Source organism: Pseudomonas sp. Pseusp97, assembly GCF_047304025.1.
Taxonomy (GTDB): domain Bacteria; phylum Pseudomonadota; class Gammaproteobacteria; order Pseudomonadales; family Pseudomonadaceae; genus Pseudomonas.
The window spans coordinates 1-15777 of record NZ_JBGLYK010000134.1; the positions used below are offsets into that span (position 1 = coordinate 1).

The following is a 15777-nucleotide window of genomic DNA, read 5'->3' on the forward strand; positions in this document are numbered from 1 at the left end:
TTTTTTTTATTGATCCGGCCCCCCCCGATTTATACCCTTTTCTATTGGTCGGCTGGGTCAGTTGTTTTTAAGAGACTGGCCCGAGGCGTCCGCGCCCTGGCGACGATTCAGTTCGGCCTGCAGCGACTGCACCTGCTGGTCGCGACTCTGCAGGGCCTGCTGGAGCGATTCCAGTTGCTTCTGCAGAGCGTCCATGCGCTGGTTCATCTGGTCGCGCTGGGCATTGGCGAGGAGCAGGTCGGCCTCTACCTTGGCGAAGTTGGCGTCACCGCCCTGCGCCGCCGGAGCAGCAGCACTGCCCTGGACTTGCGTCTGGGCGTCGGCCGCAGCGGCTGCCGGCGCGTTGCTGGCCGGCTGCTCGACAGCCGGCTGAACGGCAGGCGCTGCGCTGTTGCCGGCTCCGGCAAGCTGCTGGCCCTGCGGCAGGACCAGCGTCTGGCCGACCTTCAGCCGATGCGGGTCACCGTTGACGAAGGCCTGCGGGTTCAGCGCGACGATGCTGTCCATCAGCTGCGCGCGCGAAGCACCGGAGCCGCTCAGGTGCGAGGTGATCTTCCACAGCGTGTCGTTGCGCACCGTGGTGTAGCGGCCATCGCCCGCCGGCAGCGGCGGTTGCGCCGGCGCGCTGCGCACGGGTTCCGGGCGGTAATTGTCCGGGCGATAGTTGGAAGACCGCGAAGGCGCCCCATCGCTCAGGTTGGCGGCCACGCTGCGATTGGCGCTGTTGTACTCCGGCGGATCGAGCAGCACGGTGTACTCGCGCAGCAGCCGGCCGTTGGGGCGCTCCACGGCGATCAGGAAATTCAGGTAGGGCTCGTGCACCGGCTGCGTGGACACCACCTTGATGTAGCCACGACCGTTGCGGATCACCGGGGTGAAGCGCAGGTTCTGCAGGAACACGAAACGGTCGACACCGGCGTTCTCGTAGTCGGCGGGACTCGCCAGTTTCGCGATGAGTTCATCGGAGGTCATGTCGCCGGTCTGCAGCAGCGCGATCTCGGCATCCAGCGGCTGGTTCAGCCCGGAATGCAGCGTGATATCCCCCAGACCGAGGGCATTCGCGTGAGCGGAGACAAACACCGAAAGTGCGGCAAGCGTCAGCGGAATTCTATTTATTCGAGCCATAACCCCATCCCATTGTCCGGGTCTGCACGCCATTCCCTGACCACTCGAAAGCGGCAGGCTGAACCTGTCCACACACCTGAAGCCATGCCGGACTGCAGACCGTCACGCACCACCCCTCTGTACCTTGCAGGGTACAGGCCGTCTGATATCACGGATTAGGTGGTGCGCTGGGTTTGGTCAAGATAAATCGTCGAAAAACCGGCGAATGGTTAAGGGGTGGATAGCGAATGGCCAGCGAGCCCGCAAAGGACCGCCAGAAAAATGGCTACTTTACCCGAATAACGTGATGAATTGCTCAGTTTCGCTCGAGGTTGCCGAGAATTCGACTGAGCGTTTTCTGACACAGCGTGATTTCTTCCTCGGAAATGCCGGTCAGCACTTCGTTGCGAACCGCTGCCGCGATGTTCTCGATATCGGCGATGAGCACGTCTGCCTTGGGGGTCAGGGCGATGCGTTTGGCGCGACGGTCTTCGGCGACCGCCTGGCGGCGCACGAGGCCTTGCGCCTCCAGTCCGTCGAGCAGGCGCGCCAGGGTGGGACCTTCGACGCCGACCGATTGGGCCAGCTCGCGTTGCGTGGGGGCGGCGGAGTGACGCGCCAGGTGCAGCAGCACCAGCCAGCGCGCCTGGGACAGGCCAAGGTGGCTGAGACGGCGGTCGAGTTCGGCCCGCCAGGCACGCGAAGCCTGGGCCAGTTGGGTACCGAAGTAGTGCTTATCGTTGTCTGACATTGTTGTGCAAAGTTCGGAAGTGAATCGGCTAAGTTGATTTGACTAATTATTAGCCAGCTAATCAAGCCCGTACAATGACAGATTGTCGCAGGGTGTGACGCTCCGCCTCACCATTTGGCGTACTGGTCTTCCACGAAGCCCCAGAGATTCTCGATGCGCACCTCGCCCTGCCCCGCCGGCCGCAATACTCCGGTGAAACGTCCGAATATCTGCTTGAAGTTGCTCGCCAGCACCCCGAGGTTGAGGCGTTCCTGATGCAGGCCGTGGGCCTCGAAGCGCAGCTCGACCTGGCCGTCGAAGGAATGGATGGTCCAGGGCCCCAGCGGATGGTCGCGGTCGAACTCGAAGCGCACCGTGTCGACCTTCACCAACTGGCCGTCGAGCCAGTAGCAGTTCTCGGTGAAGCTGGTCTCGTTGACGCCGCACGACAGGTTCAGCCCGACGCGCCGGCCCTGCGCCTCGCCGGACAGGCAGGCCCAGTTCCAGAAGGTCTCGCGGCGCATGTAGCCGGCTGACCAGTCGTGGTGCGCATAGGCATCCAGCTCGCGCAGGTTGTAGTTGCCCAGCGCGCTGCGCACCTCGCCCTCGCAATGCACGCCGGCCACCTTGCGCGCGTAGACCCAGCCGTTGACGGCCGCCGGGGTGCAAATGCTCATGGGTTCGAAGCTCGGTTGTTCCTCGCTGAAGCGCGCGTCGATGCGTGTGCCATCGTCCAGTTCGACGAGAAGACACTTCTCCAGGGGCGAAGCACTGTTCTCCAGGCGCAGCAGATTGCGCCCGTGGCGCAGTTCGCAGACACCATCGTCGGGCGCCTGCGAGAAGCTCGCGCCCCTGCCCAGCGGGCACTTGAACTGGCGCTCGATCATCCGCCCGCTTTCGGGGTGGTAGAGGTAGACGAAACCGATGGTCAGCAGGCTGACATCCGCCAGCGCGCAGCCGCCGATCAGCGTCGGGCTGATCAGGCCGAAGTACTGGAACTGGTGGAAGCTGCGCCACTTGCTCAACGCGCCGAGGCGGCGGCCCATGGGCGAACGGAAGTCGAAGTCGCGATGGTTGATGGTCGCCGGGGTGCCGGGAAAGATGCCGTAGTGCGGTTGGCCGTTGGGCTGGATCAGCTGCTGCATGGGCGCGGGCTCGGTGGCGGAGTCCGAGGCATGCTAGCACCGGCCCTGCGCGGGACGCAGTCACGCACCGCGCCAGCGCGGGGGACCGAATGGGCCATCAGGCCACCACCTGGTTGCGCCCGAATGCCTTGGCCTCGTAAAGCGCGCGGTCGGCGTGCTCGTAGATGCTGCGCAGCGGATTGCCGGTTTCCGGCCACAGGCAGGACACGCCGATGGACAGGGTCACCTCGTCTGCGGTCAGCGAGCCCTCGTGGACGATGCCCAATGCCTGCACCGACTCGCGCAGCACCTCGGCGCGTTCCTTGGCTTCGCGCTCGCTGGCGCCATAGAGCAGCACGGCGAACTCCTCGCCGCCCAGGCGCACCGCCATGTCCAGCGGGCGACGAGCGCAGGACATCAGCACCTCGCCGATGCGCTGCAGCACACCATCGCCGGCCTGGTGGCCGTAGCGGTCGTTGTAGGCCTTGAAGTGGTCGACATCGCAGAGCAGCAGCGCCAGCCCCACGCTCTCGCGCTGGGCCTGCCGCCACAGTCGCTCCAGTTGGCGATTGAAGCTGCGGCGATTGTGCAGGCCGGTCAGCGCGTCGTGCTCGGCCATCACTTTCAGCAGCCGGCTGATCAGGAAGTGCTGGCGCGACTTGTAGTCCAGCAGGTAGCAGCCCACCGCGCCGACCAGGTTGCCGAACAGCAGGAACACCACGTTGCTGATCAGCTTGGGCAGCGGCAGACCGGCATGCAGTTCGAAGCCGACATAGGCCAGCAGGATCACGAAGGCGCAGCCCACCGCCTCGATGAAGCGCAGGCCGATCAGGAAATACGCCGCCATGCTCACCAGCAGCAGGCCTTCATAGGGATAGCTCTGGTCGACCGTATGGGCGATGCCCGCCACGGCCGCCGCGCCGATGCCGACGCTGAGGATGCAGGCCAGGCTCAGCGGCACCAGCAGGTGGATATGCCGACGCTGCAGGATCAGCCCGCCACAGACGCTCAGCAGCACCAGCACGCCGATGCGCACGGCGAGCATCTGCCAGTGTTCCGGTCCACGGATGAGGAGGAAATCGATGGCCGCCAGCGCCAGCCAGATCAGCACGCCGATGGTCAGCGCAGTGCGCTTGAGATCGAAGCTGTCTTCGAGCAGGTAATGACGGTACTGGGCCTCGAGGTCGGGTTCGAAACGCAGGCGGCGAAAGCCTCGGGAGAGCTGTTCGGCATAGGCATTGGAGCGGACGTCGTCCAGCCAGCTTTGTTGTTGTGGCACGTTCACCTCTTCTCGTGGAGGTCTAAGTGCCACCATAGCCTTTCGGGACGTGCGTCACAAGTTTGTCGTTTTACCCCGTCACGAAAATGACGGGACGCTTCCGCGATCGCCTCGTTCTCGTCGTAGGAGCGGACTCCGTCCGCGATGGCCCGGCCCAACTCCCTGGTCGAAAGAAGCGACGATGAAACGATCGCGGACAGAGTCCGCTCCTACGAAGTTGCCAACCGACCAGATCGGCCGGCGATCCGGACGATGGATTTACCCTGTGCAATGCACCTCAAGGGCAATAGTTCGGGGAGCGCCGGTCATAGCCCCGGCTGTCACGCCCATAGCGATAGTTCCCGGAATCCCGATAGTCGCGGCGGTAGCCATTGCGATAATCGTCATCGTCGTCACGGTCTTTGGATAGCACGACCATGGCCGCCAACGCAGCCACTGCCGCGACACCGATAAGGGCGCTCTTGCCGTTCTCGGAAAGCCCGCCACCACTGGCGCATCCGCTGAGTTGCCCGACGACCAGCAGCCCCGCCACTACCCGCACCCAGCTCGCCATCTGTCACTCCGAAAGTGATCCGTACTGGCAGATAGGACTGGTGAAAGAGTGCGCCGTTGCTGGCACATTGATATTTCATCTGTAACGCCGTATGTCGGCGTCGTGACGCGCCTGAGCCGGAACTGCTTCTCCGCAGCCATCTTGGTGGATAACGCCGTTGGCGTTATGCACCCTACCTAGCGCCGGCGCGATCAATTCCGTAGGGCGCATAACCCGGAACGGGTTATCCGCCATGCCCCGCGACGTAAGTTGCTCGCCGGTCAGACCTCGAGTTCGGCCTGCAGGGCGGCGCGCACGCAATGCAGGACGCCCAGCGGCACGCGACCTTCGAACAGCTCGGCGATGGCGCTCACCGGAGGCAGTTCGCCGTCCTCGTCGAGGAAGGCGTCCTGGACTTCACCGAGCAGTTCTTCGGGCAGGTCCAGCGCCTGTTCCAGGCTCAGCTGCTGGCGGCCGATGGCCTCGGCCAGCAGGCTGTAGACATTCTTCTCGCTGCAATCGAGCTGGCGGGCGATCTGCGCGGGCGTCATGCCGGCGCGGGCCAGGGTCACCAGTTCATGGCGCAGGTCGGTGACCGGGGCCGGGGTGTCCGGCGCCTTGTCCGACTCGGTCAGCACATCGAGGAAGGCCTGGCCGTAGCGCTCCAGCTTGCGCGCGCCGACGCCGCTGACCTGGGCCATGGCGGACAGCGTGGTGGGCTGGCTGCGCAGCATTTCCAGCAGCGTGGCGTCGGGGAAGATGACGTAGGGCGGCACCGAATGCTCCTCGGCCAGCTTGCGCCGCAACGTGCGCAGGGCTTCCCACATTTCGCGTTCTTCCTGGCGCACCAGTTGGCTGGCCGGGCTGGCCCCGCCGGAAGAGGAAGACTTGCTGCGCTGCGGCTTGGGATCGCGGCGCAGGGCCAGCGTTTCCTCGCCGCGCAATAGCGGGCGGCAGGCTTCGGTCAGGCGCAGGCCGTTGAAGCCGTCGACGTCCACGTCGGCGAAGCCGCGGGCGACCAGTTGGCGGAACAGCGTGCGCCACTCGTCCTCACCGCGGGATTTGCCGATGCCGAACACCGCGAGGTGCTGGTGACCGGCGCTGCGGACCTTCTCGTTGTCCTTGCCCAGCAGCACGTCCACCAGGTGACCGACGCCGTAGCGCTGGCCGCTGCGGTAGATCGCCGAAAGGGCCTGGCGCGCGGGCTCGGTGGCGTCCCAGGTTTCCACGCCATCGACGCAGATGTCGCAGTGGCCGCAGGGGTTGGGCATCACTTCGTCGAAGTAGGCCAGCAGCGCCTGGCGGCGGCAGCGGGTCTCCTCGCACAGCGCCAGCATGGCTTCGAGCTTGTGCCGCTCGACGCGCTTGTGGCGCTCGTCGCCCTCGGAGTTCTGCATCATCTGCCGCAGCAGCAGCACGTCCTGCAGGCCGTAGGCCATCCAGGCGTCGGCGGGCAGGCCGTCACGACCGGCGCGGCCGGTTTCCTGGTAGTACGCCTCCAGGCTCTTGGGCAGGTCCAGGTGCGCGACGAAGCGCACGTTGGGTTTGTCGATGCCCATGCCGAAGGCGATGGTGGCGACCATGATCAGCCCTTCCTCGTTGAGGAAGCGCTTCTGGTGGTAGGCCCGCAGGTCGTTGGCCAGCCCGGCGTGGTAAGGCAGCGCCGGGAAGCCTTGATTGGAGAGGAACTCGGCGACCTCCTCGACCTTCTTGCGCGACATGCAGTAGACGATGCCGGCGTCGCCGCGGCGTTCGGCGAGGAACCCCAGCAACTGCTTGCGCGGCTGCTCCTTGGGTACGATGCGGTAGAAGATGTTCGGCCGATCGAAGCTGGAGAGGAACTGCTCGGCGTCCTGCAGGTGCAGGCGCTGGATCATTTCCTCGCGCGTGCGCATGTCCGCCGTGGCGGTCAGGGCGATGCGCGGCACGTGCGGGAACAGCTCGGCGAGCTGGCCCAGCTGCAGGTATTCGGGACGGAAGTCGTGGCCCCATTGCGACACGCAGTGCGCTTCGTCGATGGCGAACAGGCCGATCTGCAGGCGCTGCAGGAAGGCCAGCATGCGCGGCTGCACCAGGCGTTCCGGGGCGAGGTAGAGCAGCTTGATCTCGCCGCGCTGCAGGCGGTCGGCGATCTCGCGCTGGGCGTCGGGGCTCAGCGAGGAGTTCAGCGCCGCGACCGGCACGCCCAGCTCTTCCAGCGTGGCGACCTGGTCCTCCATCAGCGCGATCAGCGGCGATACCACCACGGTCAGACCTTCGCGCAGCAGCGCCGGGACCTGGAAGCAAAGGGACTTGCCGCCGCCGGTGGGCATCAGCACCAGCGCATCGCCGCCGCTGGCCACGCGCTCGATGATCCGCGCCTGATTGCCGCGGAAGGCGTCGTAACCGAAAACGTCTTTGAGGATGCGCAGGGCCTGATCGAGCATGGGGGACTCCGAATGAAGCCGCGCATTATACGCAAGCGATCCGCCCCGCGACCGGCACCTTGTCCGGGAAACTGCGGAAAAATCCGCCACATGCGTCCGAGCTCCGCGTCGGAGCCCTGCGTCGGCGCGGGCTGCACGGGCATTTGGCTTTTGCCGCGGGCCGGCGGAAAGACTACAATTCGGGACCGATCACCTCCGAGGTAGTACCCGATGTCCTTCGCCGACCAATTGTCCCGCCTGCAAGCCTTTCTCGATGCCGATGACCTGCACGAGGAAGCCTTGGATTACGTGGCGGCACACGGCTACCTGACCGCCCTGGCGATCTGCCCGGAGGACGTGCCGGAGCGCGAGTGGATCGACGCCCTGTTCGCCGAGCCGCCGCACTACCGCAGCGAGGAAGAGCGCAGCGAGATCGAGTCCACCCTGGTCCAGCTCAAGGCGCACATCATTCGCCAGATGGCCGGCGACGAGGAACTGGAGCTGCCCTGCGAGCCCTACCTGGGCGACGAGCCGGACGACTCCGACATCCGCGGCTGGTGCATCGGCTTCATGGAAGGCGTGTTCCTGCGTGAAGCGGTGTGGTTCGAGCAGGCCGAAGAAGAAGTCAGCGAGCTGCTGCTGCCGATCATGGTCGGTTCCGGCCTGTTCGACGAACAGCCCGAGTTCGACGAGATCGCCCGCGACCGCGGCCTGGTGGACGACATGGTTGCGCAGATCCCCGAGCTGCTGACCAACCTGTTCCTACTGTGCCAGGCGCCGGAAGAGAAGCCCGCGCTGCTGAAGCCGCGCACTCACTAAACGTTCGATGTCTTCGCGGGAAATCCGCCAGAGCCGCCACGCCTGGGTTCGCTACTGCCTGCTCGGCGTCGGCTGGCTAAGCGTGGCACTGGGCGTGATCGGCATCTTCCTTCCGGTCCTGCCCACCACGCCCTTCCTCCTGCTCGCCGCCGCCTGCTTCATGCGCAGCTCCCAGCGCTTCTACGACTGGCTGGTGAACCACCCGAAACTTGGCCCCTGGATTCGCGACTATCTGGACGGCGAAGGTATCCCGCTCAAGGGCAAGGTCTACGCCATCGGGCTGATGTGGGGCAGCATCCTGATTTCCGGCTTCCTGGTGCAGCGGCCCTGGGCCTGGGCGTTCATGCTGACCAGTGCGACGCTGGTGAGCATCTATTTGATCCGAATGAAAACACGTCGGTTGAAGTGACTCTTCTGCCTAGGCAAGCACCCTCTCCCTAACCCTCTCCCTGAAGGGAGAGGGGATTGTCTGGAGTGGCCTGAAAGCCAGGCATTTTCCTGCTGACTCGGTTGCTGCCCGACACGCCGTACGGCCCCCTCTCCCTTCGCGGCCCTGCACCCAGTGGCGATACGCCAGCGCAAGTTCCAGAAGACCGCCTAGACTGCACTCATCCCACATGGAGCGCTGGCGATGCAGCCACCCCGAGGAGCCCTCAGGCTGTTCGCCAGCCCGCTGCGTCTGCGGGCCGGTGTGCTGCTGCTCGCCCTCCTCGCGCTGACCGCCGGCGCCGCCTGGAACTTCGACACCATCCTGAAGAACGCCGAGCAGCAATATGGCGACCTGGGCACCGGCAAGGGCCGGATCCAGTCCTGGGGACGGCTGATCCAGGACAGCGAGAACCTCGACGAGCCCGCCAAGCTCAAGGCAGTCAACGCCTTCTTCAACGGCGCCCTGGTGTTCACCGACGACCGCACCGTCTGGCACCAGGAGGACTACTGGGCGACCCCGGTGGAATCCCTCTACAAGGGCGCCGGCGACTGCGAGGACTACTCCATCGCCAAGTTCGTCACCCTGCGCCGCCTGGGCGTCGCCAGCGACAAGCTGCGCATCACCTACGTCAAGGCGCTGCAGCAGAACCAGGCGCACATGGTGCTCACCTACTACGCCTCCCCCACTGCCGAGCCGCTGGTGCTGGACAATCTGATCCCGCAGATCAAGCCCGCCTCCCAGCGCAAGGACCTCCTGCCCGTCTACGCCTTCAACGCCGAGGGGCTGTGGCTGCCCGGCCCCGGCGGCGGCAAGCGCACCGGCGACAGCAAGAAGCTGTCGCGCTGGCAGGACCTGTTGACCAAGATGCGCGCCGAGGGCCTGGACCTCGACGAGACGCGATAGGAGAAAACCGGCATGTCATTGCTCAAGCAACTGTTCCTGGCGATCTGCCTGTTCCTCGTGGTGGCCTTCGCCGGCAGCTTCGCCGCCAGCCTGGAAAGCTCCCGCGAGCAGATGATCAGCCAGTTGCGCTCCCACGCCCAGGATGCCGCCACCGCGTTGGGGCTATCGCTCACCCCGCATGTGGATGACCCGGCGATGATCGAGCTGATGGTCAGCTCGATCTTCGATTCCGGCTACTTCGCCACCATCCGCGTAGTGAGCATTCCCGAGGGCAAGGTGATAGTCGAGCGCGACAGCGACACCCAGGACCAGAAGGTGCCGGGCTGGTTCGCCCGGCTGGTCAACCTCAAGGCCCAGGGCGGCGACGCCCTGATCATGCGTGGCTGGGAGCAGGCCGCGCGGGTCGAGGTGGTCAGCCATCCGCAGTTCGCCCTGGCCAAGCTGTGGGACGGTGCGCTGGGCAGCCTTGCCTGGCTGCTGGCCTGCGGGCTGGTCAGCGCCATCCTCGGCGGCTGGCTGCTGCGCACCCAGTTGAAACCGCTGGACCAGATGGTGCAGCAGGCCCATGCCATCACCCGCCGCGAGTTCCTCACCCTGCCCAGGGAGCCGCGCACCCCGGAGCTCAAGCGCGTGGTGCAGGCGATGAACCAGATGGTCGACAAGCTCAAGGCGCTGTTCGCCGAGGAAGCCACCCGCAGCGAGAAACTGCGCGAGGAGGCCTACCAGGACAGCCTCTCGGGCCTGGCCAACCGCCGCCTGTTCGACGCACGGCTGGATGCGCAGCTGTCCCCCAGCGAACAGAACGCCGCCGGCTATTTGCTGCTGCTGCGCCTGAACGATCTGGCCGGGCTCAACCAGCGCCTGGGCGGGCAGCGCACCGACGCGCTGATCCGCGATGTCGCCGAGTTGCTGGAACGTGAGCGCGAGCAGCACGGCACTCCGGACTGGCTGGCCGCCCGAAGCCGTGGCGGCGAATTCACCCTGCTCGCCCCCGGCGTCGACAGCGCCAGCGCCGAACTGCTGGCCGACCAGCTCAGCGCCGCCCTGGAAAACCTGCGCGGCACCGGTGCCAGCGACTGCAAACCGGTGGCGCATCTGGGGCTGGCGGCCTTCCGTCCCGGCGAATCAGCGGCCAGCGTGCTGTCCCGCGCGGACCAGGCGCTGGCGCAGTCGCAATCCTCGCCGGACCGCCCCTGGCAACGCCTGGACAGCTCCGGCGGCCAACCCGCACAGGACTCCCGCGCCTGGCGTGAATGGCTCGACGACGCCCTGCAGAAAGGCAAGCTGCAGCTGTGGTTCCAACCCGTGCGCGCCTGCGCCGAGAACGGCGAACTGCTGCATCAGAAGGTCCTCGCGCGGCTGCTCGATCCCAAGGGCGAGGCGGTCGCGGCCGGGCAGTTCCTGCCCTGGATCGAGCGTTTCGGCTGGTCCGCACGCTTCGACCTGGCGATGCTCGAACATGCCCTCGCCCACCTCGCCCAGCAACCGGGCCCGCTGGCCCTGTCGCTGTCAGCGGAGACCGTGCGCAGCGCCGAGCCGCTGCGCCAGCTGTTCGAGACCCTGCGCACGCACCCGCAGGAAGCGCGGCTGATGACCCTGGAAGTGGACGAACGCTACCTGCCGCCACCTGCCGAACTGGAGAGGCTCGCCCAGTCGGTGCAGGAGGTCGGCGCCAAGCTGGGCCTGCAGCACTTCGGCGGACGCTTCAGCCTGATCGGCAACCTGACCCGCCTGGGGCTGGCGTACCTGAAGATCGATGGCAGCTACATCCGCGCCATCGATCAGGACAACGACAAGCGCCTGTTCATCGAGGCCATGTACCGCGCGTCCAACAGCATCGACCTGCCGCTGATTGCGGAGATGGTGGAGACCGAGGGCGAATTGGCGGTCCTGAGGGAGATGGGGATTGCCGGGGCGATGGGCCGGCTGGTCGGGGCGCCGAAGCCGTCGCAGCGAAATGGGGCGTAGAGCAACGGATTGCGGACGTGGCCTGCTGCCATCAGAGAGCGCATGGTTTGAGATTCTCCCGGCAACAATGGTTTCCGCCGCGATGGATTTCGCGGACAAGGTCCGCTCCTACAGGGGAATTCCAGGGAAATATCCGTGCACTCCGAATGCCCCGTTCAGGAGGCCTCGTTGAAGCGGAGTTTCAGGGGTTGAGCGACATGGATGTCGCGAGAGCCACGATGGGCCAGGGATGGCCCTTCGTGGGGGGACGCCTAGTTCGGGCCCCTGAAACTTCGTTTCAACGAGGGAATTTTTCGCCTAGGCGAAAAACCGGATGTCCGGGGGCAAGACCTTTGCCTAATTTGGGTCGTTTGCCAAAGTAGGTCGCCCGAGGGGGCGAAACCAGAGGCCTGCGCGTACGCCGAAGCGGCGCACCAATACCCATCCCGAAGCAACCTATCGCGGACAAAGTCCGCTCCTACGAAAGCTGAAACGCCGGAGCTGGCCTGTACTCCGGAGCGTGCGGATATTCTTCTGGAAATCCCAAAGCAGGATCAAAAGCGAAAGCGTGAAGTGTTACCTCCGTAGGAGCGGACCTTGTCCGCGAAATCCATCGCGTCGGAACTCATGGTTGCCGGAATAATCGGTAAGACCGCCGCAATATCAGGTTCGCGAGCAAGCTCGCTCCTACCCAGAACCGGACGCCTCAGTCCTTCTTGCCCTTCTTCGCACTGGCGTAAGCCGCCTCCAGCGCATCGTTGATGGTCCTGAGCACCTTCACCCGCGCATAGCGCTTGTCGTTGGCCTCCACCAGCGTCCAGGGCGCGATCTCGGTGCTGGTGCGGTCGACCATGTCGCCCACCGCGTCCACGTACTGGTCCCACTTGTCACGGTTGCGCCAGTCTTCCTCGGTGATCTTGAAGCGCTTGAAGGCAATCGACTCGCGCTCCTTGAAACGCTCCAGCTGGGTTTCCTGGTCAATCGACAACCAGAACTTCACCAGCACGATGCCGTAGTCCGACAGCTGCTCCTCGAAATCATTGATCTCCGCATAGGCACGCAGCCAGTCGGCGTCCGAGGCAAAGCCCTCGACCCGCTCCACCAGCACGCGGCCGTACCAGGAGCGGTCGAAGATGGTGAACTGCCGGCGCGCCGGGATGTGCCGCCAGAAACGCCACAGGTAAGGCTGCGCACGCTCCTCCTCGGTGGGCGCGGCAATCGGCACGATGCGGTACTGGCGCGGGTCCAGCGCGTCGGTCACACGGCGGATGGCGCCACCCTTGCCGGCGGCGTCGTTGCCCTCGAACACGGCGATCAGCGAATGGCTGCGAAAGCGCTTATCGCGCATCAGCGTGGCCAGGCGTGCCTGTTCCTTCGCCAGTTGCGCCTTGTACTGGTCCTTGTCCAGCGACAGGCTCAGGTCCAGCGCATCCAGCAGGCCCTTGTTGTCCAGGCTGGATACCAGCGGCGCAGCGTGCGGCTGCGGGGTCGGGCGGTCCTTGCGCTTGAGCGCGGCCTGCAGGCTCTCGAGGATGGTGCGGCCGACCGTCAGGCTGCGGTAGCGCTCATCGGAGCCCTCCACCACGTACCAGGGCGCATAGTCGCGGCTGGTACGGCGCAGCACGCGCTCGCCGTAGCGCACGAACTTGTCGTAGACCTCGTTCTGCTTCCAGTCGATCTCGCTCAGCTGCCAGCTGCGGGTCGGGTCGTTCTCCAGCGCCTTGAGGCGCTCCTTGAGCTGCTTCTTGGAAAGGTGGAACCAGAACTTGAAGATCAGCGCGCCTTCGTCGGAGTACATACGCTCGAAGCGCTCGGCGTCGTTGATCAGACCGTCGAGCTGGCTGTCCTTGATCTCGCCGGTGACGCGCGCATAGAGCATCTGGCTGTACCAGTTGCCGAAGAAGATGCCGGTCGTGCCCTTGGGCGGCAGGCGACGCCAGAAGCGCCACTGCGGCGGCCGCGAGAGTTCCTCGTCGGTGGGCAGGAGGAAGCTCTCGACGCGGATCAGCCGCGGGTCCATCCATTCGTTGAGCAGCTTCACCGTCTCGCCCTTGCCGGCGCCCTCGATGCCGTTGATCAGGACGATGACCGGGAAGCGCGCCTGCTGCTTGAGCTCGTACTGCGCCTCGAGCAGGGCCTCGCGCAGCACCGCGACCTCCTTCTCGTAGGTTTCCTTGTCGATGGAATGACCGATCTCGGCGGATTCGAACATGCAGCTCTCCTTGATGCGAAGTGCATAGAAAGGTAGCGGAAGTGACGCAGGCTGTCTGCGCGACGGATCGGCTAAACTGCCGCCTTCGTTTCCCTGCCCTGCCCTCCTTCATGCCAGACATCAGCAGCGCCCAGATCGACTGGGACGAGAACGGCCAGCCCACTTCCCGCGTCTACGGCGACGTGTACTTCTCCCGCGACTCGGGCATCGCCGAGACGCACCACGTGTTCATCGACGGCAACCGCCTGGCCGAACGCTTCGCCGCGCTGCCTGCCGGCGGGCGCCTGTGCATCGGCGAGACCGGTTTCGGCACCGGGCTGAACTTCCTCTGCGCCTGGCAGCTGTTCGAAGAGCGGGCGCCGAGTGATGCGCGGCTGCACTTCGTCACCACCGAGAAGTACCCGGTGACGCCGGAAGACCTGCGCCGCGCCTTCGCCCTCTGGCCGGAGCTCGCGCCTCTGTCGGCGCAGGTGCTGGAGCAGTATGTGGCGATCAACCCCGGCTTCCAGCGTCTGGTCTTCGCCGAGGGCCGCGTGGTGCTGACCCTGCTGGTGGGCGACGTACTGGAGACCCTGCCGGAGCTGGATGCGCGCATCGACGCCTGGTTCCTCGACGGCTTTTCCCCGGCGAAGAACCCGCAGATGTGGAACGACGCGCTCTACGCCCAACTCGCCCGCCTATCGGGGCCGGGTACGACCCTTGCCACCTTCACCAGCGCCGGCTTCGTCCGCCGCGGGCTGGGCGCGGCCGGCTTCAAGATCCGCCGCACCCTGGGCTTCGGCAAGAAATGGGAGATGTCCCAGGGAGAGTTCATCGGTGTCGAACAGCCGGCGGGGAAACCCTGGTATGCCCGCCCTGCCCGCCAGGCTGGCGCCCGCGAAGCGCTGGTGATCGGCGGCGGCATGGCCGGTTGCGCCAGTGCCGCCAGCCTTGCCGCGCGGGGCTGGCAGGTAACGCTGATCGAGCGGCACACCGGCCTCGCCGAAGAAGCCTCGGGCAACCCACAGGGCGTGCTCTATCTCAAGCTGTCCGCGCACGGCACGGCACTGTCGCGGCTGATCGTCAGCGGCTTCGGCCACACGCGGCGGCTGATCCAGCGTCTGCAGAAGGGAGAGGAATGGTCCGACTGCGGCGTGCTGCAACTGGGCTTCGATGAGGCCGAAGCCCAGCGTCAGGGCAAACTGGCCGAAGCCTTCCCGGCCACCTTGCTGCGCCAGCTGGACAAGGCCGAAGCGGAATCCATCGCCGGTGTCGGCCTGCCCGCCGGCGGCCTGTTCTATCCCGAAGGCGGCTGGGTGCATCCGCCCGCGCTGTGCCGGCATCTCGCGCAGCATCCGAACATCCGCGTGCTGGCCGGCGAGGAAGTCCGCCTGCAACGCGACGCCGAGGGCTGGAGCGCCTGGAGCGGCGAGACAAAGCTCGCCAGCGCGCCCATCGCCATTCTCGCCACCGCCGCCGAAGTACGCCGTTTCCCGGGTGCCGGGTCGCTGCCGATGAAGCGCATCCGCGGACAGATCACCCGCGTGCCGGCCACCGCCGAGAGCGCCGCGCTGAGTACCGTGGTCTGCGCCGAAGGCTACGTCGCCCCGCCGCGCCACGGCGAGCACACTCTGGGTGCCAGTTTCGAATTCAAGCGAGACGACACTGAGCCATCATTGGAGGAACACCTGGGCAACCTCGAGCTGCTGGCGGAAATATCCACGGACCTGACCACACGCATGCACATCGCCGAGCTCGACCCGGCAACGCTGCAAGGCCGCGCCGCCTTCCGCTGCACCACACCGGATTACCTGCCGCTGGTGGGGCCGCTGGCGGACCGCGACGCCTTCACCCAGGCTTACGCGGTGCTCGGCAAGGATGCGCGACAGGTGCCGGAGACGCCCTGCCCCTGGCTCGACGGCCTGTACCTGAACAGCGCCCACGGCTCGCGCGGACTGGTCACCGCACCGCTGGCCGGCGAACTGCTGGCAGCCTGGATCGACGACGAGCCGCTGCCCGTGCCGCGCGCCGTGGCCGAGGCCTGCCACCCTAACCGTTTCTTCCTGCGCGACGTCGTGCGCGGCCAGAAGAACTCCTGATCATTACGCGGTTCATCGAGCGAACCGCGCCAGCCTCCAGAGCGGACCACCGACATGGATGCACTGCTGTTCGAATCTTCCGCCATCGGCCTGATCCTGGGCCTGCTGCTGGGCCTCACCGGCGCCGGCGGCTCGCTGGTGGCGCTGCCCCTTCTGCTCAGCCTGCACCTGCCGCTGCACGATGCCATCGGCGTCAGCCTCGGCGCCGGTGAGG

At 65.9% G+C, this 15777-nt stretch carries 12 protein-coding genes and 1 pseudogene; 6 read left to right on the forward strand and 7 right to left on the reverse strand.

From position 1 onward, the window contains the following. Positions 1-57: 57 nt before the first annotated feature. From ACCC94_RS19745 to recQ, 6 genes are all read right to left on the reverse strand, one after another. On the reverse strand, positions 58-1125 hold the full coding sequence (locus tag ACCC94_RS19745; RefSeq protein ID WP_413351222.1) for a FimV family protein: 1068 nt from the start codon (positions 1123-1125) through the stop codon (positions 58-60). 295 nt (positions 1126-1420) lie between these two features. After that, a complete protein-coding gene (slyA, locus tag ACCC94_RS19750; protein ID WP_413351223.1) occupies positions 1421-1855 on the reverse strand; it encodes a transcriptional regulator SlyA in 435 nt (144 codons plus the stop codon). 107 nt (positions 1856-1962) lie between these two features. Next, positions 1963-2979 (reverse strand): DUF2804 domain-containing protein, encoded by a 1017-nt coding sequence (locus ACCC94_RS19755; protein WP_413351226.1) that lies wholly within the window; start codon positions 2977-2979, stop codon positions 1963-1965. A 97-nt stretch (positions 2980-3076) separates the two neighbouring features. Beyond that, positions 3077-4273, reverse strand: a complete 1197-nt coding sequence (locus tag ACCC94_RS19760; protein ID WP_413351227.1) for a diguanylate cyclase domain-containing protein — start codon at positions 4271-4273, stop codon at positions 3077-3079. A 241-nt stretch (positions 4274-4514) separates the two neighbouring features. After that, positions 4515-4790, reverse strand: coding sequence for a hypothetical protein (locus ACCC94_RS19765; protein WP_413351228.1), 276 nt, complete (start codon positions 4788-4790; stop codon positions 4515-4517). Between the two features lie 260 nt (positions 4791-5050). Next, on the reverse strand, positions 5051-7195 hold the full coding sequence (gene recQ, locus ACCC94_RS19770) for a DNA helicase RecQ (RefSeq protein ID WP_413351229.1): 2145 nt from the start codon (positions 7193-7195) through the stop codon (positions 5051-5053). Between the two features lie 210 nt (positions 7196-7405). Between recQ and ACCC94_RS19775 the strand changes: the two genes are divergently transcribed. From ACCC94_RS19775 to lapD, 4 genes are all read left to right on the forward strand, one after another. Then, positions 7406-7993, forward strand: a complete 588-nt coding sequence (locus ACCC94_RS19775) for a UPF0149 family protein (protein ID WP_413351230.1) — start codon at positions 7406-7408, stop codon at positions 7991-7993. A 7-nt stretch (positions 7994-8000) separates the two neighbouring features. Further along, complete coding sequence (locus tag ACCC94_RS19780; protein WP_413351233.1) at positions 8001-8402, forward strand: YbaN family protein; 402 nt, start codon at positions 8001-8003, stop codon at positions 8400-8402. 222 nt (positions 8403-8624) lie between these two features. Next, positions 8625-9326, forward strand: a complete 702-nt coding sequence (lapG, locus tag ACCC94_RS19785) for a cysteine protease LapG (RefSeq protein WP_413351234.1) — start codon at positions 8625-8627, stop codon at positions 9324-9326. 12 nt (positions 9327-9338) lie between these two features. Then, positions 9339-11294, forward strand: a complete 1956-nt coding sequence (lapD, locus tag ACCC94_RS19790) for a cyclic di-GMP receptor LapD (protein WP_413351236.1) — start codon at positions 9339-9341, stop codon at positions 11292-11294. A 685-nt stretch (positions 11295-11979) separates the two neighbouring features. Here lapD and pap read toward each other — a convergent pair. Beyond that, positions 11980-13485 carry a polyphosphate:AMP phosphotransferase gene (pap, locus tag ACCC94_RS19795; protein WP_413351237.1) on the reverse strand — a complete coding sequence of 502 codons (1506 nt, stop codon included), beginning with the start codon at positions 13483-13485 and terminating at the stop codon, positions 11980-11982. Positions 13486-13595: 110 nt separating this feature from the next. On the opposite strand from pap, the gene mnmC reads away from it, so the two are divergent. Next, entirely contained in the window at positions 13596-15563 is a 1968-nt protein-coding gene (gene mnmC, locus ACCC94_RS19800; protein WP_413351238.1) for a bifunctional tRNA (5-methylaminomethyl-2-thiouridine)(34)-methyltransferase MnmD/FAD-dependent 5-carboxymethylaminomethyl-2-thiouridine(34) oxidoreductase MnmC, read from the forward strand. A 54-nt stretch (positions 15564-15617) separates the two neighbouring features. Beyond that, positions 15618-15777, forward strand: a pseudogene (locus ACCC94_RS19805) (sulfite exporter TauE/SafE family protein); the annotation flags it as partial.